The 18085-nt window shown below is 64.5% G+C and carries 23 protein-coding genes and 2 pseudogenes; 16 read left to right on the top strand and 9 right to left on the bottom strand.

The window, feature by feature from the left end; all coding sequences use genetic code 11:
* The first annotated feature begins 201 nt into the window (after positions 1–201).
* The 5 genes from EJP69_RS28950 (at position 202) to EJP69_RS28930 (ending at position 2936) form a co-directional block, all read left to right on the top strand.
* Positions 202–654, top strand: a complete 453-nt coding sequence (locus tag EJP69_RS28950) for an Lrp/AsnC family transcriptional regulator (RefSeq protein ID WP_126473846.1) — start codon at positions 202–204, stop codon at positions 652–654.
* Between the two features lie 17 nt (positions 655–671).
* Complete coding sequence (locus EJP69_RS28945) at positions 672–1364, top strand: aspartate/glutamate racemase family protein (protein WP_126473844.1); 693 nt, start codon at positions 672–674, stop codon at positions 1362–1364.
* Positions 1365–1478: 114 nt separating this feature from the next.
* A complete protein-coding gene (locus EJP69_RS28940) occupies positions 1479–1727 on the top strand; it encodes a hypothetical protein (RefSeq protein WP_126473842.1) in 249 nt (82 codons plus the stop codon).
* A gap of 55 nt (positions 1728–1782) precedes the next feature.
* Positions 1783–2556, top strand: a complete 774-nt coding sequence (locus tag EJP69_RS28935) for an aminotransferase class IV (RefSeq protein ID WP_126473840.1) — start codon at positions 1783–1785, stop codon at positions 2554–2556.
* Positions 2553–2936 carry a response regulator gene (locus tag EJP69_RS28930; RefSeq protein ID WP_093206251.1) on the top strand — a complete coding sequence of 128 codons (384 nt, stop codon included), beginning with the start codon at positions 2553–2555 and terminating at the stop codon, positions 2934–2936. The genes EJP69_RS28935 and EJP69_RS28930 overlap by 4 nt, the downstream gene beginning before the upstream one ends.
* Before the next feature lie 127 nt (positions 2937–3063).
* On the opposite strand, the gene EJP69_RS28925 is transcribed toward EJP69_RS28930, so the two are convergent.
* Positions 3064–4038 (bottom strand): hypothetical protein, encoded by a 975-nt coding sequence (locus tag EJP69_RS28925; RefSeq protein WP_126473839.1) that lies wholly within the window; start codon positions 4036–4038, stop codon positions 3064–3066.
* Positions 4039–4418: 380 nt separating this feature from the next.
* Positions 4419–5138 (bottom strand): glycosyltransferase family 2 protein, encoded by a 720-nt coding sequence (locus EJP69_RS28915; protein ID WP_126473835.1) that lies wholly within the window; start codon positions 5136–5138, stop codon positions 4419–4421.
* A gap of 219 nt (positions 5139–5357) precedes the next feature.
* Here EJP69_RS28915 and EJP69_RS28910 point away from each other — a divergent pair, with 219 nt between their 5' ends.
* The 4 genes from EJP69_RS28910 to EJP69_RS28895 are packed head-to-tail and all read left to right on the top strand — an operon-like array spanning position 5358 to position 8387.
* Positions 5358–5972, top strand: a complete 615-nt coding sequence (locus EJP69_RS28910) for a Dps family protein (protein WP_093206248.1) — start codon at positions 5358–5360, stop codon at positions 5970–5972.
* Between the two features lie 46 nt (positions 5973–6018).
* Positions 6019–7029, top strand: a complete 1011-nt coding sequence (locus EJP69_RS28905) for an acyl-CoA/acyl-ACP dehydrogenase (protein WP_126473833.1) — start codon at positions 6019–6021, stop codon at positions 7027–7029.
* Positions 7017–7775 (top strand): PIG-L deacetylase family protein, encoded by a 759-nt coding sequence (locus EJP69_RS28900; protein WP_093206246.1) that lies wholly within the window; start codon positions 7017–7019, stop codon positions 7773–7775. Before EJP69_RS28905 ends, EJP69_RS28900 begins: the two co-directional genes overlap by 13 nt.
* A 9-nt stretch (positions 7776–7784) precedes the next feature.
* Complete coding sequence (locus tag EJP69_RS28895) at positions 7785–8387, top strand: class I SAM-dependent methyltransferase (protein WP_093206245.1); 603 nt, start codon at positions 7785–7787, stop codon at positions 8385–8387.
* A gap of 12 nt (positions 8388–8399) precedes the next feature.
* Here the strand turns inward: EJP69_RS28895 and EJP69_RS28890 are convergent, their stop codons facing one another.
* Positions 8400–8786, bottom strand: a complete 387-nt coding sequence (locus EJP69_RS28890; RefSeq protein WP_126473831.1) for a nuclear transport factor 2 family protein — start codon at positions 8784–8786, stop codon at positions 8400–8402.
* A 281-nt stretch (positions 8787–9067) separates the two neighbouring features.
* Here EJP69_RS28890 and EJP69_RS29945 point away from each other — a divergent pair.
* From EJP69_RS29945 to EJP69_RS28875, 3 genes and pseudogenes are all read left to right on the top strand, one after another.
* Positions 9068–9389 (top strand): annotated as a pseudogene (locus tag EJP69_RS29945) (glycoside hydrolase 100 family protein); the annotation flags it as partial.
* A 200-nt stretch (positions 9390–9589) separates the two neighbouring features.
* Positions 9590–10018, top strand: a complete 429-nt coding sequence (locus EJP69_RS28880; RefSeq protein ID WP_093307623.1) for a hypothetical protein — start codon at positions 9590–9592, stop codon at positions 10016–10018.
* Positions 10019–10048: 30 nt separating this feature from the next.
* Positions 10049–10252, top strand: coding sequence for a hypothetical protein (locus tag EJP69_RS28875; RefSeq protein WP_126473829.1), 204 nt, complete (start codon positions 10049–10051; stop codon positions 10250–10252).
* A 131-nt stretch (positions 10253–10383) separates the two neighbouring features.
* Here EJP69_RS28875 and EJP69_RS28870 read toward each other — a convergent pair.
* Positions 10384–10593, bottom strand: a pseudogene (locus EJP69_RS28870) (phosphoketolase family protein); the annotation flags it as partial.
* A 239-nt stretch (positions 10594–10832) separates the two neighbouring features.
* Here EJP69_RS28870 and EJP69_RS28865 point away from each other — a divergent pair.
* Both EJP69_RS28865 and EJP69_RS28860 read left to right on the top strand, forming a co-directional pair.
* On the top strand, positions 10833–10985 hold the full coding sequence (locus EJP69_RS28865; RefSeq protein ID WP_093082840.1) for a hypothetical protein: 153 nt from the start codon (positions 10833–10835) through the stop codon (positions 10983–10985).
* A gap of 68 nt (positions 10986–11053) precedes the next feature.
* Positions 11054–11413: a hypothetical protein gene (locus EJP69_RS28860; protein WP_170217258.1), complete on the top strand. Its 360-nt coding sequence runs from the start codon at positions 11054–11056 to the stop codon at positions 11411–11413.
* Positions 11414–11435: 22 nt separating this feature from the next.
* Here the strand turns inward: EJP69_RS28860 and EJP69_RS28855 are convergent, their stop codons facing one another.
* Positions 11436–12287, bottom strand: a complete 852-nt coding sequence (locus EJP69_RS28855) for a nucleotidyltransferase (RefSeq protein ID WP_126473825.1) — start codon at positions 12285–12287, stop codon at positions 11436–11438.
* A 160-nt stretch (positions 12288–12447) separates the two neighbouring features.
* On the opposite strand from EJP69_RS28855, the gene EJP69_RS28850 reads away from it, so the two are divergent.
* Positions 12448–13224: a metallophosphoesterase family protein gene (locus EJP69_RS28850; protein ID WP_126473823.1), complete on the top strand. Its 777-nt coding sequence runs from the start codon at positions 12448–12450 to the stop codon at positions 13222–13224.
* Between the two features lie 489 nt (positions 13225–13713).
* On the opposite strand, the gene EJP69_RS28840 is transcribed toward EJP69_RS28850, so the two are convergent.
* The 3 genes from EJP69_RS28840 to EJP69_RS28830 form a co-directional block, all read right to left on the bottom strand.
* Positions 13714–14004, bottom strand: coding sequence for a hypothetical protein (locus EJP69_RS28840; protein ID WP_126473821.1), 291 nt, complete (start codon positions 14002–14004; stop codon positions 13714–13716).
* A gap of 391 nt (positions 14005–14395) precedes the next feature.
* A complete protein-coding gene (locus EJP69_RS28835) occupies positions 14396–15136 on the bottom strand; it encodes an SDR family NAD(P)-dependent oxidoreductase (RefSeq protein WP_126473892.1) in 741 nt (246 codons plus the stop codon).
* Between the two features lie 11 nt (positions 15137–15147).
* On the bottom strand, positions 15148–15579 hold the full coding sequence (locus tag EJP69_RS28830; RefSeq protein ID WP_240652321.1) for a DoxX family protein: 432 nt from the start codon (positions 15577–15579) through the stop codon (positions 15148–15150).
* A 71-nt stretch (positions 15580–15650) separates the two neighbouring features.
* Here EJP69_RS28830 and EJP69_RS28825 point away from each other — a divergent pair, with 71 nt between their 5' ends.
* Positions 15651–16031 (top strand): winged helix-turn-helix transcriptional regulator, encoded by a 381-nt coding sequence (locus tag EJP69_RS28825; protein WP_126473891.1) that lies wholly within the window; start codon positions 15651–15653, stop codon positions 16029–16031.
* A gap of 495 nt (positions 16032–16526) precedes the next feature.
* Here EJP69_RS28825 and EJP69_RS28820 read toward each other — a convergent pair whose 3' ends face one another.
* Positions 16527–17534, bottom strand: a complete 1008-nt coding sequence (locus EJP69_RS28820; protein WP_126473819.1) for a hypothetical protein — start codon at positions 17532–17534, stop codon at positions 16527–16529.
* Positions 17535–18085: the final 551 nt, after the last annotated feature.

Raw genomic sequence — 18085 nt, 5'->3', positions numbered from 1 at the left:
CAAAGCGTAAGACTGTTGGCACCAATCTTGAATGCAGGGGGCTGGATGGCGGCCCGAGTTGATTCCAGTTTGACATGAAATCGTTCCGACTTTTCGCTATCCATCATCCGTTGCCCTGGCGATAGTGATGCCCCGACACCGGCGCCCGGACATTCGCTTCGATCGGGTCACAATCCACTCATTTCCGCTGCAGGGGCCGCCATGGACTTAAGACTCGACGACCTGGACCGCCATCTGTTGACGCTGCTGCAGGCCAATGCGCGCGAGCCCGCCGCCAATCTCGCGCGCAAGCTCAAGATCGCCAGGACCACCGTGGTCGCGCGCATCGCGCGGCTGGAGCGCGAGGGCATCGTCTCCGGGTACGGCGTGCGCCTCGGCCAGCGGCTGGAGCAGGCCGCGGTGCGGGCCTTCTGCGGCCTCAGCGTCAATGCGAAGAGCGCCCCCGCGATCATCAAGGCGCTCGAGCGCTTGCCCGAGGTGGAGGAAGTCTGGGCCGTGAGCGGCCAGTTCGACTACATGGTGCTGCTGCGGTGCGGCACCCCCGAGCAGCTGGACACGCTGCTCGACCAGATGGGACAGATCGACGGCGTCAACCAGACGCAGACCTCGATCGTGCTCAGCCGCAAGATCGATCGCCGCAGCACCGTGGAGTGAATGGCAGGCTCGACGATATGACGACAACCCGTGACGCCGGCGCCTTCCTGGGCGTGCTGATGCTCGACACGCGCTTCCCACGCCCGCCGGGAGACATTGGCAACCCCGAGACCTTCAGCCGCCACGGCATCCCGGTGCGGTTCCATGTGGTCGCGGGCGCTTCGCCAGAGCGCATCGTGAAGCAGGCCGACCCTGCGCTGCTGCAGCCCTTCGTCGATGCCGCACGGGCAATGGTCGACCAGGGCGCGACGATGATCACCACCAGTTGCGGCTTCCTGGCCGCCTACCAGGACACACTCGCCAACGCGGTGCCCGTTCCCGTCGTCACCTCGAGCCTGCTGCAATGCAAGGACTTCGCACGGCCGGGCATCCTGACCTTCGATGCGGCTTCATTGAGCCCCGCCATCCTGGCCGCGGCCGGCGTGCCGCAGGAAACGCCCATGCAGGGCATGGCGCCCGGGTGCGAGTTCCACCGGCGCATCCTCCACAACGAGACACAACTCGACCTCGTTGAGGCCGCCCGGAATGTGGTGGACGCCGCACGCCGCCTCGTGGAGTTCTCACCCTCGGTCGAGGACATCGTGCTCGAGTGCACCAACATGCCGCCCTACCGCGAAGCAGTTGCGCGTGCGACAGGGCGCCGCGTGCACGACATCGAAACGCTGCTGGTCGCGCGTTGGGTGGAGCACGGGAAGACCCGCCGCACGTAGGCAAGAAAAGGCCCGCAGAACCACTCCGCGGGCCAAGGCTGGCTCCGGGGGCGCGCCGCAAGCCGGTCGCGTCTTCCACCGCCGCCCCTCCTCCTCCTTCTCCTCGAATTCCCGTTGGCGGGCACGCCGTCGAAGGCCGTGCCTGCGGCCGAATTGCGCGACCAATACGGTCCCTGTTTTGGTGCCAATACAGTTATTTATAACGATTCAGGCCGTAAATGGAATGCCTTCGGCAAGGCACCGTACGATTTGCGCGGCTTCTATTTTTTATTTTCAACCCCTTTTTCAAATCAATCCGATCAGTTAATCATTTTTATTTATTCCGCAATCCATCAATCCCGCCAGCGCCCTTTGGCCGCCTGACGCGGAAGAATTTTTATCGTTTCGGATTTCATTTTCTTCATCTCTTGGAGATTTCATGGACACCAATGCCGGTCGATCGATATTTCCCGCTCCGCACCCCAGCGTTGCGTGGATGGATGGTGATTTTGTCAATTGGGAGCAGTGCACCTTGCATGTTCGCACCCAGGCAGGATTTTTCGGTGCGAACATATTCGAGGGACTGCGCGCCTACTGGGATGAAGCCACCCAGAAATCGTACATCTTCCGCCTGGACGACCACCTGAAACGGCTCGAGCAGTCGATGAAGATCATGCGGATGAAATCGCGCTTCGATACACCGACGCTTCGCCGGGCGACGATCGATCTGCTGAGCCGCTGCGAATTCCAGGCGCATGCGCAAATCAACCTGTCGACGTATTTCAGATATTCCGGCCCCGGCGAACCGCTGGTCGCCACCGAAGACACGGGCGCGCACATCACCGCGATTCCGTTGCCGCGCTCCCCCAAAATCGAGAAAGGGGTTGCCGCCGCAATTTCCACCTGGCGCCGAATTTCGGACGACTGCATTCCACCGCGCGCGAAGGTCGCGGCCAATTATCAGAACAGCCGCCTTGCGCAAAACGAAGCGCGCTTCAAGCAATTCCTCCCTGCGCGCAGCCGGTTGTCCGACGAGGCGGCGTTCGCGCACACGCACACCGGCCGCTTCCTGCCTGGCAGCCGAAGCCAATGCGCCAGCCGCCCACAAATACTTCTTGTCGAACACGACGACACGATGTCGGCCTACAGCGGCGACCGTGCCGGCAGGAGACCGTCTGCAGATCTCAACATCCGCAGGACCGAGCAACCATGACGTTTGGCGTTTTCCTGGTGGAGGACGAGCCTCAGGTACAGGACAGTCTCAAGGTCGTGATCGAAGGCTTTCTGCGCGCCGAGGTGATCGGGGCGGTCCAGACAGAGGCCGAGGCCGTTACCTGGCTTCAGGCGCACGAAGGAGGCTGGCACCTGCTCGTGGTGGACCTGCTGCTTGCGCAAGGGTCCGGGCTTGGCGTGCTCGCATCGCTGGCCCACTGCCCGCAAAAGGGCACGGTGGTGGCGCTGACCAACGCGGCCTCGCAAGACAACCGGGAAGAGTGCCTGCGCCTCGGCGCCGATGCGGTCTTCGACAAGGCGGCCGAAGTCAACGAATTCCTGACCTATTGCGCCGCCCGAGCGGAGGATCATTCCGGCTAGGGATCGCGCCCGTGCGAAACCATCAATGGAAGAGCACGGCAATCAGGATGATGATGGGAATTGGCACGCCGAGGAAAAACAGAAGCAGTGAGCGCATGGTTCATCTCCGTTTGGGGTGAGAAGAGGTTCAGAGGTCACGGCGACGACCGCCGTAGGTGGCACTCAAGCTGGCCACGAAGGCACCGATCAGCAGCGAGATGAAGATCCACAGCGTGCTGTACGCGGACGCCTTGCGGGCGGTGTCGGCGGCCGCCCTTGCCTTGTCTTCCGCATCCTTGAGCCCGGCCTGGGCCCGGGTGAAGGTGTCGTTCACGCGCTTCTCCGCATCCTGCTGGCTCAAGCCGGTGCGCTGCGCCACCAGCTGGCCGGCATAGCGCGTGTCTTCGGGCGGAAGGCTGCCGGCGCGGATGCCGTTCGCGAAAATGCGCCCCACCTCCACCGACGCGGCGGTACCGGATCGCTCCGTCGTGGCCTGCTGCGCTGCGGCCGCGCCGTCGGCCGGCGCCGCTGCGGCGTTCGGATCCTTGCGGAACAGCGCGTCGACGAAGTAGGCACTCCTACCAGCCGACTCTTCCCTCCCTGCGCCAGCGCCAGGGGTTCCTGTCATGGCGGAGGTGGCTGCGGACGCAGCCCCTCCCGCGACCGTGGCCCCCGCTTGCGCTCCGGTGCCCAGGATCGCTCCGATCGTCGAAGTGAGCAGCGCTGCCGTGATCAGCGTGGCCACGGCCCACGCGAGAAAGCCGTGCGCCGTGTCCCTGAAGTACACCTCGTCGGTGTGCACGCCGGCCCACTTGGTTCGCAACCGGCCCGCCAGATAGCCGCCCATGCCGGAGGAGGCAATTTGCGTGAAAGTGATCCAGGCAATGGCCGAGATACCAATGGCCGTGACGCTCGCGCCTTGCCCGGACCAGGGAGACACCGAAGACATACCCAGTCCGGTGCCAAGCAGCAACAGGATCAGCGACAGCGCACATGCGCCGACTGCGCCCGCGAAGATCGCACCCCACGAGACGCCGCTTGCGGCTCGCACTGCAAACGCCTCGTCGTCGAGGGATACGGACCCCAATGGACTGCGGCGCAGAGGATCGGTCAGTTCGGCCATTGCTTTCTCCTGTTCCTGAAATAAGGCAACACACTGCGCAGCGGCAGACGCCCCGTGGGTCGGCGGTGAAGCTTTTGCCGGGTAGGCGGGGAAGCCGCCGCTACCGGGATTGCGCCAAGGTCGGAAACTGGCCGGCCTAAGGCGGTGGTTCCGTCTTGAAAAGGCCCCGAACGTTGAGCGCGGCCAAGCAGACCTGGAGGGCAACGAGGGCCGTGGCGGAAGTGTGCAAGGCCCAGACGGTCCACAGCACATTGCTGAGCAGGAAAGTCCCGAAGCCCACGTTCCTGCGCGGCTTCGCGCTTGATGCGATCAACCAAGCCGCGGAGAGGGAGGCAACGAACGCCGGCCATTGAACGAGATCAAGGACTTCGCCCATGGCGTCACGCGCCGGCAGCAATCGCCGGTTGCATCGCCGCCGCACCCGCCGACTCGGCCAGGCGTTGCGCCACGGCATTCAGCAGGGCGCCCGCAAAGCCGCCGCGCGCCCTGGCATCGGTGCGAGCGCTGGTCACAACCCGTGGCAACGAACTCCATGAAACGCTGCAGCCCGCGTCGACCAGCGCTTTCACCAGCGCAACGTCTTCGCTGCACGCGAGATGCCGGAACCCGCCGACGCAGCGGTACGCCGCAGCCGAGACGCCAAGGTTCGCGCCATGCACGTGGGTGTGGGATTCGCAGTCCGAATAGGTCTCCTGGAAATGCGCCTGGAGCAATGCCGCGTGGCGGCCGTGAGGCGACCAGTCCCGCACGGACACCGTTCCGCACACGACCTCTGTCTGAAGAGAGAGTTGAGCCGCCAGCCAGTCTTCGGAAACCAGCGTATCGGCATCCGTGAAAGCCAGCCACCTCGCCCCTCTTGCCAGCAGCGCCTTCGCACCCACGGCGCGTGCCATGCCGACGTTTCGTGCGCGGATGGTCACGGTCATGACGCCGCAACTGGCCGCCAGGATGCCGGTGGCGTCCGTGCAATCGTCCAGCACCACGATCGTCTCGACGGGCTCGCCCATCAGTGCGGCGTGCTGCGATGCGAGGCGCACCGAGGACAGGCATCCGCGGATCAGTTGTTCTTCGTTGTGCGCCGGGATGACGATACCTAGCATGGTGGAGCCTTCTTGCCGTAGTGCGTTTCGGGGTCGGATTGCCAAGTACCCAAGATAGAGATCGGCCCCGCTATGCCGCGTCAGGCGACGCGCGGGGGCCCTGTAGGCGATTGGCATCCAGGGAAAGGAAAACAGCCGGGCGACGCGGCCGCATGGACTACGCGCGGGTCACGGCACGGGTGCTAGAAGAGTTGAACTTCCAAACTCAGGAGCACGCCCATGGCAGCATCGAAAGACGGCAAGTCAAAGTCGGCCTCTACCTCACCGTCGTCGTCGATAAAGGAGGTGAAGCCGAACCTGCATCAGCAGAGCCACGAGACGCAACGGTACGGCGAGATCATCAAGCTTCCGAATGGACTCTCGGAGAAGGTCTGCAAGCAAAGCGTGGCGCTGCTGAACCAGTGCCTGGCCGACACGATCACGCTGCGCGACATGTACAAGAAGCACCACTGGCAGGTGGTGGGGCCGACTTTTAACCAGTTGCACCTCATGTACGACCAGCACTACGAAGGCCAAGTGCTGCTGGTGGACATCGTCGCCGAACGAATTCAGCTGCTTGGCGGTGTCGCGCTCGCCATGGCGCCCGACATCGCCGAGACCACGCAGATCGCACGACCGCCCCGTGGACGCGAACCGGCTGCCGTGCAGTTGCGCCGACTGGCCGAGGCGCATGAGCAGATCATCATCTCGGCGCGTGATGCGGCTGAGCAGGTCGACAAGTCCGGGGACGCCGGCAGCAACGACGTGTTCGTCAGCAACGTGCTTCGCACCAACGAACTGCAGGTGTGGTTCCTGACCGAGCACCTGGTCGCCGCTTCGCCGGTGACTGCCTGACGCCGCTGGTGGTGCCAAGGGCCCCGCGCGACAGCCGCTGCTTCACATGTCCGAACCCGCGCTCGCCGATGCCTTGCGGCAACTGCAGCTTCGCTACGGTTGCGACCTCGCGCTGAAGCACCTGGTCGACGCGGGCATCGACGCGCTTCCCAAACCGGGCGCCGGCCGGACCCTGGCGCGCTGGCGTGTGCTGGCCGATGTGGCGGCCCATGACCTTTCATTGGTGAAGCTGTTCGAAGGGCACACCGATGCGCTCGCCATCCTTGCCGAACTCGGCGCTGCGCCGGCCGCACCTGCGCTTGCGCGCTGGGGCACCTGGTGCGCGGAGCCGCCCGACGCGCGCGTGATGCTCGACGCGACAGAAGGCCACCGCGTTCGTCTCACCGGCACCAAGGCCTGGTGCTCGGGCGCCGCGAGCGTGACTCACGCCGTCGTGAGCTGCTGGAACGCGGCCGGCGAACCGTGCCTTGCGGCTGTCGCCATGGATCAGCCCGGTGTACGAGTGACCGGCAATGGCTGGCATGCCGTCGGCATGGCAGCGAGCGCCAGTGTCGATGTGCGCTTCGACCGCGCGGTGGCCACGCAGATCGGGCGGCCCGGCGACTACGTGAACCGCGCCGGCTTCTGGCAGGGTGGTGCCGGCATTGCGGCATGCTGGTTCGGCGGTGCATTCGGCATTGCGCGCGCGGCTCATCAACGCGCGGGACCGGCACCGGACGCCCATCGCCTCGCGCACATTGGTGCCATCGAAGTGGCTTTGACCGCGGCCGCCGCGCAACTGCGAGAGGCCGCAGCCTGGATCGACCGGCACCCCCAAGACAACGCACAGCGCATCGCCTTGCGTGCGCGCCTCGCCGTCGAGCAGGCGGCCAACGTCGTCATGCACCACGCCGGCCGCGCGGTCGGCGCCGGCCCGCTGTGCCGCGACCCGCACTTCGCCCACGCGATGGCGGATCTGCCCGTGTTCCTTCGCCAGAGCCACGCCGAGCGCGATCTTGCGGCGCTGGGCCAGCTCGCCGCGAACGAGAAAGAAGAGCCTTCGTCATGGACGCTGTAGCGCGCCGCGCCATCCGGGGTGAAGGCACGACCGAGATCGAGTGGAGCCGCTGGCCCGGCATCGCGCGACTGCCTGTGATCGAGCCGCAAGAGCTGGTTCCGGCGGGTGCCCGCGCCGTGGTTGTCGCGCCGCATCCCGACGACGAGGTGCTCTCGGTTGGTGGCCTTCTCGCGCTGCTGGCCGACTGCGGCAGGCCCGTTGAAGTGATCGCCGTCACCGACGGCACTGCCAGTCATCGGGGCTCGACCGAATGGCCCGTCGAACGGCTCGCGCGCACCCGGCCACGGGAAAGCCGAAAGGCCCTGCACTGCCTGGGCCTGGCCATCGAGCCCGCAAGACTGGGCCTGCCCGACGGCGGCCTGAAGGAACTGCGCGCCATGCTCACGGCCGAGCTCGTCTCCTTGCTCCGGCCCGGTGACGTGGTGTTCACCACATGGCGCCAGGACGGCCACCCCGACCACGAGGCGACCGGCGAGGCCTGCGCGCTGGCGGCTGCGAGCACGGGCGCCCGCTTGGTGGAAGTGCCCGTCTGGGGTTGGCACTGGTCCCGTCCCGGCGATGCGTGCATGCCCTGGCAGCGCGCCTTTCGGCTCCCGCTGAGCGAAGAGGCCGTGCGGCGCAAGCGCATGGCAGTCAAGGCATTCACCAGCCAGTTGCGGCGCGATGCGTCCACCGGCTCGGGCCCGGTGCTTCGCGCCACCACCGTCCAGCGCGCGGCGCGCCCCTTCGAAGTGGTCTTCCTTTGAGCAGCGGCAATGAATGACCAGCGGCCTTATTTCGAATCGCTCTATGCGGCGAGCGAAGACCCCTACGCACTGCGCCACCGCTGGTACGAGGCGCGCAAACGGGCACTGCTGCTGGCCGCGTTGCCGCGAGAGCGCTTCCGGAGTGCCTACGAGCCCGGCTGCGGAGCCGGCGAACTCACGCTTGCCCTTTCGCAGCGCTGCGACCATCTGCTGGCAAGCGACTTCTCGGCGCATGCCGTGGACATTGCGCGCAAGCGCACCGGCGAGCTCGCCAACGCGCACGTTGCGCACCACGTGCTGCCCGCCGACTGGCCGCGCGAGGCGGGCCAATTCGACCTCATCGTGCTGAGCGAGCTGGGCTACTTCCTCGACCGCAACGACATGCACCTGCTGGCCGCCTGCTGCCAGGACACGCTGGCGGCCGACGGCACTCTGGTGGCCTGCGACTGGCGGCCAGACTTCGCACAGCGCAGGCTCCCCACACAGGAGGTACACGACGCGCTGGCTTCGCTCGGCCTGGCGCGCCTGGCGTTCCATGAGGAAGCAGATTTCGTGCTCCAGGTCTGGACACGCGATGGCCGCTCGGTGGCTGAGCGCGAGGGCATCCGCTGACCCGCGTCATCGTTACCCTGACACAGGCGCTTCGGTGTGCATGACACAGCGCCAAGCGCCACCGTCACGGACCCACGTGGACGTGTCCGCCATGTGCTGCTCCACCCTGTCCGATTTTCCTCTCGGCGACAGAATCTGATGGACCTTGTAGCTCAGCACGGCGGTGCTATCGCCGGGAAAGGTGGCCTCCATATCGCTCAGCTCGAACGACTCGATTGTCATGGTCCCTTGCTCTGCCATCTTTCGATAGCCAGCGTGGTCGAACTTCATCGAGCCATGGGAGCTCACCATGAAGGCTGGTTCACACAGCAACTCGATGGCCGTGTCCGTGTCGGTGTCCACCATCGACTGCCAGAATTTCTTTTCAAGAGCGAAGAGCTCGCGGCTGTTGTCTTGCACGTACGTCTCCTGGTATTTTGGGGAAGGCAACGATCGCGTCGCAACAGACTCCGTGATGCAAGGTCACCCGCAGAGTTAGGGTCAGTTGCTTCCTACGACCCGGCTACGACGGCTGTACCGATGCCCGCTCGACCTGTTCGCACCGTCCTGTTGTTTTCAACGCCCGGTCGAACGACGCCTGAAGTTCCAGAGCAGGATATGGCTTGTACAGAAGCTCGAATTCCCGGCTGCGGTCGTTCGCAAGCACGTGGCTATGACCGCTGGTCAGCGCCACCGGCAAGCCTGGCCCGCGCCAGCCCGCCGTGTGGCGGGCCTACATGGGCCACCACAAGCAGAGAACATCGTGCATCGATATCACAAACGCGGCATCTGGCCCTTCGTCGACGGCTTCTGGGTGATGGCGCTCGCCAGGCTGGGTGCGCACGAGCTGGCCTGGTCCGAGCTCGTGCAACTCGCGCAGGTCAACGCACTCGACGACTGGCGCTTCACCGAGTGGTTCACGGGCGGACGCTGGCACCCATGGGCATGGCCGGACAGAGCTGGAATGCCGCGGCCTTTCTGCTGGCCCGGCGTGCCCTGCTGCACGGCGAGACGGCCGGCTGAGGCCTCACGGGCCCTCCTGCACACCTTTCATCCCGGCCAAGTCCGTGCGCCCGAGCATCCGCCGCAACGGCGTCGGCATGCACTTACGGCCGGTTCGTGCACCGTCCTATCGACGCTCCAGCCGTGGCTCCTAGTCTGGGTGACAGGCGCGGGACATCTTGTGCAACGAAAGTCCTCGGCGCCCCCCAAAGGAGATGACCATGCAGAAGCTTATATGGACCTGCGCCGTCGCATCCTCTCTCACGATGCTGTCGGCTCATGCGCAGATGGCTCCGCCTGCGGCGACCGTCGACCCGGCCGTCGCCGAACTCAAGGCTGGGCGCGACAAGATTGCGGCCGACTACAAGGCCGATCGGGCAGCTTGCGACGCCATGAAGGACAACGCCAAGGACGTGTGCGTCGAAGAGGCCAAGGGCAAGGAAAAGATCGCCAAGGCCGAACTCGACCAGAAGCTGAAGCCCAGCGACGGCAACGCCCGCAAGGTCGCGGAAGCCAAGGTGGACGTCGCCTACTCCATCGCGAAGGAAAAGTGCGACGACCAGAAGGGCGATGCCAAATCCGCCTGCATGAAGCAGGCCAAGGCGGACGAAGAGAAGGGCAAGGCCGAGGTCAAGGCGATGAAGAAGTAGGTCGAGGAACCGAAAAAAGGAAACTCGACCATGAAGGAGCAGCAGGCCAGGAGCGACGAGCGGGATGACAGCCGCCATGCCTTCACATGGGGCATCCCGGCGGTCGTCGTCGTCTTGCTTGGCGCACTTGCATACTTCCATGCGCTCCAGCAGCGCTTCGAAGTGCCGATTGAGATGCCGCCTGCGCAGAGTGCTCCCGGCGGCGAGGTGCCCGCAGCCCCATCGAACAAATAGACAGAGACGGCGAGACAGCGTTCTCGGCAGCACCAAGCCCCGGGGGCCTGTGCGGGGCTTCGGCTCGCGCGGACCGGAATCCGGTGGCGACGAGAGGGACTTCTGTCCATGATCACGCGATTCATTTCATGTGCGCGACTCATGTGGGCGCAGATGAAGTTCAGCCCGGGCGTGGTTCCCCGATGACCCACCAGGCGCGGCTTGCTGTGCGCGAGTGATAGCGGCTCGTGCAGCAGCGGGTTGCCGAACAGATGGATTTGTCCGACGGACAGGGAGTTGGCAGCGCGCCACCAGGCGTCGACTTTCTCAAAGGTGCTGACTGCCGGCGCCACGGATTCCATCGCCGTCCGCCTGGATTCGTCTGTTTCGTGCATGGCACCAAACGCACGAATCGGTTGAGGCAGTCTCGTTCTGCAGGAGATCTTCCCGCTCCGGGAAGATGACCTGAACTCCTTCGGAATTCTGGCTCCAATTCTGGCTCTGTCAGCGCGAAGTGAAATCGTCCGACATGCTCTCTCGCGGTTGCGGCCCAGAGTGAAGCTCTTCTGCCAACACCCAAGCCCTAGGAAAGGAGTCTGCGATGATCCGAAAACTCGCCTCGGGGGAATACCGCCTCTATTCGCGCAAGACCGATCCGAAGACCGGCAAGCGCCGCAACCTCGGCACATTCAGCTCGCGGGAACAGGCGCAACAGCACGAGCGCGAGGTGCAGTACTTCAAGCGCCACGGCTGAGGGCGCCGAAGCGCTGCGCACGAAAGCGCCGCTGGAGCCCGCGAGCCGCAGGCGTCGGGGACAGCACCATGCCACGACCTCTTCTCAGAGTCCTGAAGGCCGCGACCTTTGTCGCAGGCTGCCTGCTCGCAGTGCAGGCAGGAACGCAGGTGTCGCTGCCGTTGCCGGCGGAGATCGATGCAACGGGTTCGGCCCACGGGGCCGTGAAGGACGAGCCGACGGCCAACGACACCGCGCGCAAGGCAGCCGAAGCGAAGGTGGAGGCAAACTACGCCGCCGCCATGAAGAGATGCGACCCCCTGAAGGACGCCCGGAAGTCCGCCTGCACGGCACAGGCAGAAGCAGAAAGAACGAAGGGCATGGCCGACATCGATGCGTCTCTGCGCGCCGCCCCCAAGGGACAACCACCCACGAAGAGCACGCCATGAGCCAAGCCGCGGCCGGCATGCCCTATCTGCCCCGCTCCTTCGGCTTGCTGGCCTGAATGTCCTCGGTCCACGCGACCACGTCCTGCCTGGTCATCCCGCTCACCGGCGTAAGCCGCCCGTCCACGTAGCCCATCTTCTCGACGTCGTGCAGGTACTGCTCTCGCGACAGCAAGGTTCCCGCGCACACATGGTCCTCCGGATGAGGCGCCTCGCGCATCTCGCCGGCCAGTCGATCGATCAGGCAAGCGAGCAGCCAGCCGGGGATGCGATGGCGCTCGCCGGGGTAGACGTACCCGAACAGCGTCACATGGGCCAGCAGCACCCGCCAGTGCGGGCCGAAGCGCTCCAGCAGGTCGGCCCAGTCCATCCGCTCGGCGCGGGCCAGCAGCAAATGCGCGATGTCGCCGCCGTCGTAGCGCTCGCGCTCCATGATGAAGGCCTTGGACAGCACGCAGTCCTCGGCATTGGCGACGAGCACCGGCACGCCCAGGATCTCCGCATGACAGTTGCCGCGAAACCAGCGCTCGTCCACAGGCGAAAGGCCGTTGCCCGAATTGAAGATGAGGTCGATGAATTCCTCGCCGTCATGCACCTTGGCCAGCCAGTGCGGATGGCTCAGCTCGACATGCCAGCCGTGCCGGCGCATCAGCCGTGCAATGCGCTCGTAGTCTTCGCGCCGGATGAACAGGTCCAGGTCCTTGGTCGCGCGGCGGATGCCGGTGTAGCAAGCCTGGGCGAAGGCGCCGCCCACGAGAAACGGGATGTCCGCGCCGTTCAGTGCGCGCAGGGTCTTCCTGTAGAAGGCGGCGACATGAGGCTCGACTTCCTTTTCCAGCGAAGGCGCGAGATCGGAAAGAACGGTGGAAGGCCTCATGCGCGCAGCGTAGGTTCGGCGGGCGATCCTCGGGCCGGCGCAAACGGCCTCATCGGGCGTCGGTTGGCGCCTACAGCCGCAGCGGGATGAAGCCGATGACGGCCAATCGCGCAGGGGCGCAGTCTGGCTGTGCCCTTTTTCTTCGGACCACCGGATCACCATGCCCCAGCCGAAATCCTCTTCCCACATCCGGTTTGCCGCGGTCGGCGACCTCCATGTCCAAAGCGACGCCGCCGGCCAGCTGCACGACTTCTTCGCGCAGGCTGCCGACCAGGCCGATGCGCTGCTGCTGTGCGGCGACCTGACCGACTACGGCACCGCGGAGGAAGCCAAGGTCCTGGCCGAGGAGCTGAGCGTCGTATCGATCCCCGTCGTGGCCGTGCTGGGCAATCATGACTTCGAGTCCGGCACGCCCGAGCTGGTGATCGCGGCGCTCAACCAGGCGGGTGTTCGCGTGCTCGATGGCTCCATCTGCGAGATCGAGGGTGTGGGCATCGCCGGCGTCAAGGGCTTCGGCGGCGGCTTCGGACGCGGGTCGCTGGGCGCCTGGGGCGAGCCGGCGATCAAGCTGTTCGTGCAGGAGGCGCTCAACGAGGCGATGAAGCTGGAATCGGCGCTGGCCAAGCTGCGCACCCGGCGCCGGATCGCGCTGCTGCACTACTCGCCGGTCGTCGGCACGGTGCAAGGCGAGCCGGCGGAAATCTTCCCGTTCCTGGGCAGCAGCCGGCTGGAAGAGCCTCTGCTGCGCTATCCGATGGACGCTGTCTTCCACGGCCATGCGCACCGCGGCACCTTCGAGGCGCGCACCATCAACGACGTGCCGGTCTACAACGTCGCCAGGCCGCTGCTGCAGCGCACGCGGCCCGACGCGCCACCCTTTTTCCTTTACGAGTTGCCTCGCGAGGCGCTCGGGGAACCAGTGCGGACGGCGGCATAGACCGGCTCATTCGCTCTCGTCCGAGTGCGCCCAACATGACACACCGGGCGGCACCTGTTCACGCACCCTCTACACAAGGCCGGGACGATATTCGAGGTCAGTCTGCTCCCGCATGCAGAGGGCTTCCAACGGGCAAGAAACTGCTTTCGTTTTCTTTTTCGGAGCACCGATGTCCGACCGACACCTCATCGAAGAAGCACAACAAGGCTGGCCACCCGGCGAGTGGCTGGATGAACATTGAGTTCGGGTGAATACGCCGCTCGCCGCTCGCCCATGGCCCGTCGCGTTGGACTTCCGCTTGTGGCCGAGTTGGCGACTTTGGCCTTTGCCGCCGACAGGCCGATGCTGCTCTCGAGATGGTGACCGATGCTGCGGTGCTACCCGATGTCTCGCTGGCGCAAGCCAGGGCCTGTTCCTCGGCGCTGTGGCAGGGCGATCCGGAAGGCATGCGCACGTTGAAGGCGGTGATCCGGGAGCACTGGGCCGGCTTCACGGCTGGTCGGTTGGAGAGGACTTCCTGATCTGCTCAGGAGACGCCGGAGGCGTCGGCTTGCCTGCCTGCTCGATCTGCTCTATCCAGGAGATACATTGCTGCTTCAGGATGGCGATGCCTGCTTCGGTGGAAATGTCGGGACGGCAAAGCACAAGCTTGCATCGATGCCGACCGCGAAAGGCAATGTCCCCCACTGCGGAGAAGTCGCCCTCGTTGCTTTTCAATAGATAGATGGTGCAGGTCCATGGCCCCGAGCGGGTTTCGTGAATAAAAGTCTGTTCATTCATGACACACCTCGTGACTCTGCGCGGGCGCGCGATCCCGCATCAATGGCTCGGCGTGGGCACAGGCAGGGATGAACATACCCGCAAGTTCCGAACGCACCAATTCAGACGCTGAGGAAATGGTTTTTTGACGGTCGTCATGAAGAATGCTGGACGCCTCCAGACGCAATCACAGGCCGAGCGAGTTGCCTCATGAATCCCTGAAAGGAAAGAGCAGAGATTGAAGGAAATCCGCTCGACCTCCAGGGGCCGAGCGGAAAAGCCTTGCGCCGTCACGCACAGGCGTCGGTGCAGGGGGAGACACGGAAGTCCATCATCGGCGTTGCGCGGACCAGTCCTTCGCAAGACGAAGCCGGGAATTCCCGCCCTGAAGATCGCTTTTGAATGAATGGGTTCAACGGGCGCTGTCGATGATCTGGCCACCGTCAGGCGTCAGGCTGTACCCTGTCAGGTACTGCGCATCCTTGCTGGCAAGGAACAGGACGACCGGCGCGACGTCTTCCTCCGGCGATCCGTAGCGGGCCAGCGCATTGGCCGGCGGAGGAACGTTCGCCGCGCCCCAGGTGTCCGCGATCGGCAGCACGTTGTTCACGGTGATCTTGTCGGCACCCCACTCGCGTGCGGCAGAACGGGTCAAAGCGCGCACGGCTTCCTTCGCCATGTTGTAAGGGCCATAGCCCACCGAGCCAAGGACGCCAGCCAACGAGGCGAAGTTGATGACGCGGCCCTCACCACTGGCCTTGAGGTGGGGATAGCAGGCCTGCATCGTGCGCAGATAGGCAATCGGGCCCATCTCGAAATTGCGCTGCAGTTGCTCGATTGACAACTCGAGGATCGATGACGAGACGGACGACGGATCGAAGGCGTTGTTCACGAGGATGTCGATCCCGCCGTACGTGGCCGCCACCTTGTCGATCGAGTCCTTGACCTGATCGGGGTCGGCAATGTCGCAGACCACGCCAAGCGCAACGCCGCCTGCCGCCCGGATCTCGGAGACGACACGATCGACGTTTTCGGCAGTGCGTGAAACAACGGCCACGTTCGCGCCTTCGGCCGCAAACAGCTTCGCGGTGGCGCGGCCGATGCCGCGACCGGCGCCGGTGACGAGAGCAACTTTTCCATTCAGTCGAGTCATGATGAATTCCATCAGTTGAGGGTTGCTTGCTGCGCCGCCATGGCCAGGGCATCAGGCGACGGGATATCGCGGGCAAGGTTCTGCGTTGCGAACGAAGCGACGAGCAACACGAGGCCCACCGCTGCAGGCAGGGCGCCGCCGGGCTTGCGCACACCAATGTGCGCAAGCCCGGAAAGCAGCAGGTGATAGAACATGCCCGCGTAGGCGAGATCGCTCAGCGGTACGCTGATGCGCGACAGGATCGCGGCCACAGCCAGGATCTTCACGACAGTGAGGACCGGCACGAGATAGCCAGGGTAGCCAAGATCGGCCAGCGCTTGGCGAACCCAGTCCCTCTTGGCTACGTAGGCGGCGGCAGAAGCCAGATAGAGAAGCGACAGCAACGCGGTGCTGATCCAGTATGTGTAGTTTCCAGTCATGAGGTTTTCCTGATCGAGCGTCATTGCATCGATCCGCAGCAAGGATGTCGCCTAACATCGAAAACCACAAGTAGGATGAAAAAGTGATGCCTAGTATGGAAAAGCAGACCAAGGGAAATGCCGAGATCAACATGCACGAGGAAATGCGCCGCGCGTTCGCGCTGCTCTCGGGCAAATGGAAGCTGGAAATCATGTGGCTGCTCAATCAGCGCATCTACCGCTTCGGGGAACTGCGAAAGGCGATTCCCGGCATCACTCAACACATGCTGACGGCGCAGCTTCGCGAGCTCGAGGCGGATGGCCTGGTGTCGCGCACCGTCTTCGCGGAAGTGCCGCCCCGCGTCGAATACGAGATCACATCGAAGGCCCGGGGACTCGGTCCGACGATGCAGGCGCTCACGGCCTGGTGGAACGAGCATGGAAAGAGCGTCCCGGTGAAGTCGAACGCGCGCGGTCGCAAGGCCAAGGGAAGCTAGATGCGGTAGGCCAAGCGAGCGCCTGATGACGTCCGCGGCCATCGACGCTCCGTGGGGCGGCGCCTCCGCGATGACGCTGTGCGTCTTTGCGCTGATCGCCTCGGCGCTCCAACAGATGCTTTCGTCGAGGCCAATCGCATCAGCGGCGGCACCGCGCCGCTCTTCGCGTACTCGGGAGCGGGCATCGAGCAACTGTCGCAACGGCTGGCATACGAACACCTGAAGGGCGTTGTCATTTCCCAGGTCACCCCAAATCCCCAAAAGGGCAGCAGCCGCCCAGTGCGCGAGCTCAACAACGCCGTGGCCCAGCAGGGCCCAACGTCTGATGACACTCAGTGTCGCCACGTCAATCACTCCTGTGCTCCCGCCGCTGAAAGCGGCAGGCCGGGGTTACGACGTGGGTCAGTTTTGGATGGAAATCACACCACCGGCAGCAGAGGGATCGCCCCGCCGATGCCTGGGAAGGCGCGCTCCCCAGGAATCACTTGGCTGAGCCTATCGACCAAAAAGAGAAGTCGAATTGCAAAGTTCGCCGGCGCAATTGGCGGCCGCAAAAAAAAGGTTCTTGGCCTGACCACTTGGCATCATGTAGTCCCCGATCAGTCCATGGCCCTGCGCCCCCTGCGCATTGACCTGCTCCATCCACTTGGCACTGCCCTCAGCCGGATCCAGCGCAGAGAAGCTGAAAGTGGACGACTGGCTGCCGTCTTGCACATACAGCAGGCCGCTGCGGTCTGAGAAGCTGTACGGAGAACGGAACCGGAAGCCACGTGCGCCCTGCCCATTGAGCTGGGCCCACAGATCCGCATCGCTGCCTGGCGAGGAGGGAAATTCGTAGACGTAGCGCGCACGGCCGGCGCTGCCCTTCTCGTAGATGGCCACGGTTTCCGTGCCGACCATGAAGCCCGGCGCCAAGTTCAGGTAGCCGTTTGCCCCCTGTGCATTGGCCTCCTGAAGAAAGCCCGCACTGCTCGAGGAAGCGGTGGTGAGAACATACGAATAGGTGCCGGCGTCGTCCTTTCTGTAGAGCGTGACGCTCGCACCGCCCACCGCATAGGAGCCGGCCCAGCGGAATCCCCGTGCGCCTTGTGCATCGAGCTGCGCCTGGAACGCGCTGCGATTGGTGGTGGTATCCAGCAATTCGTAGACGTAGCTTGCACTCCCATCCTTCACATAGGTCTCAACGGTACTGACGTTCTGCCCGGACACAAAAGCCAGGGATGTGAGAAAGCGAAAGCTCCGTGCGCCCTCGGCATTGAGATGACCGAGGAACGCATCCTTGTCGGCAGCGGGCGACAGCGCCTCGTACATGTACGTGCGTGCTGCCGCAGCAGGTGCGGGGGCGGGAGACGGCGCCGGAGAAGGCGCTGGCGTACTGCCAGAATCCGGCGGCGCAACGGATCCCATGGGCAGTGAGGAAAATCCGCCGCCGCCTCCTCCCCCGCCACCGCAAGCGACGAGAACCGCGGCCGCGACAGCGGTAAGAACCAGTTTCAACTTCATATCTTCGAACCTCCTTGAATGGGACTTCTCTTTGGATGGGCCTCGTCAGAGGCAAAGGTTGCGTGCCGCCATTTCGGTGCTGCACGCCGCCAGGGTGGATGCGTGTCTGCCGCTGAAACGACGAAAGAGTCCAGCCTGCCCCGCTCCTTCAGCCTGCAGCCAGTCCGCCTCGAACGCCGCCACGACGGCCGGTGAGGCCCGGCGCCAACTCTTTCGATGTCGCGTTCGATATCCCGACTGCAGAGCGCCCGTCGATGTCGTTGTTCGTTGGTGAGCCCATGGCTCGCCAGAGCCAAGGCCAACGAGAACCTGTGGGTACCGACCAGTCAGACACACGCTATGAACGCGAATCGCAAGATTCCTGCTTTGGAGAATTGCCGGCTTGGCGCGGTGGCAAACGCCCTCTCAACGAGTCGCACTCCTGTGTGCGCATGTTGAGAGAGGGCCCTACACCCCTCACGCCGAATGGGCGCGCTGGAGTCGCAACGATCTGGCGACGACGCATCGGTGGTGCCCGTACGGTCACCACCTCGGCACATGCTAGTTCGGGT

It is taken from the genome of Variovorax gossypii (assembly GCF_003965815.1).
Lineage (GTDB): Bacteria > Pseudomonadota > Gammaproteobacteria > Burkholderiales > Burkholderiaceae_C > Variovorax > Variovorax gossypii.
The sequence above is the reverse complement of the archived record's forward strand: the minus strand, read 5'-3'. Positions and strand labels throughout refer to the sequence as shown.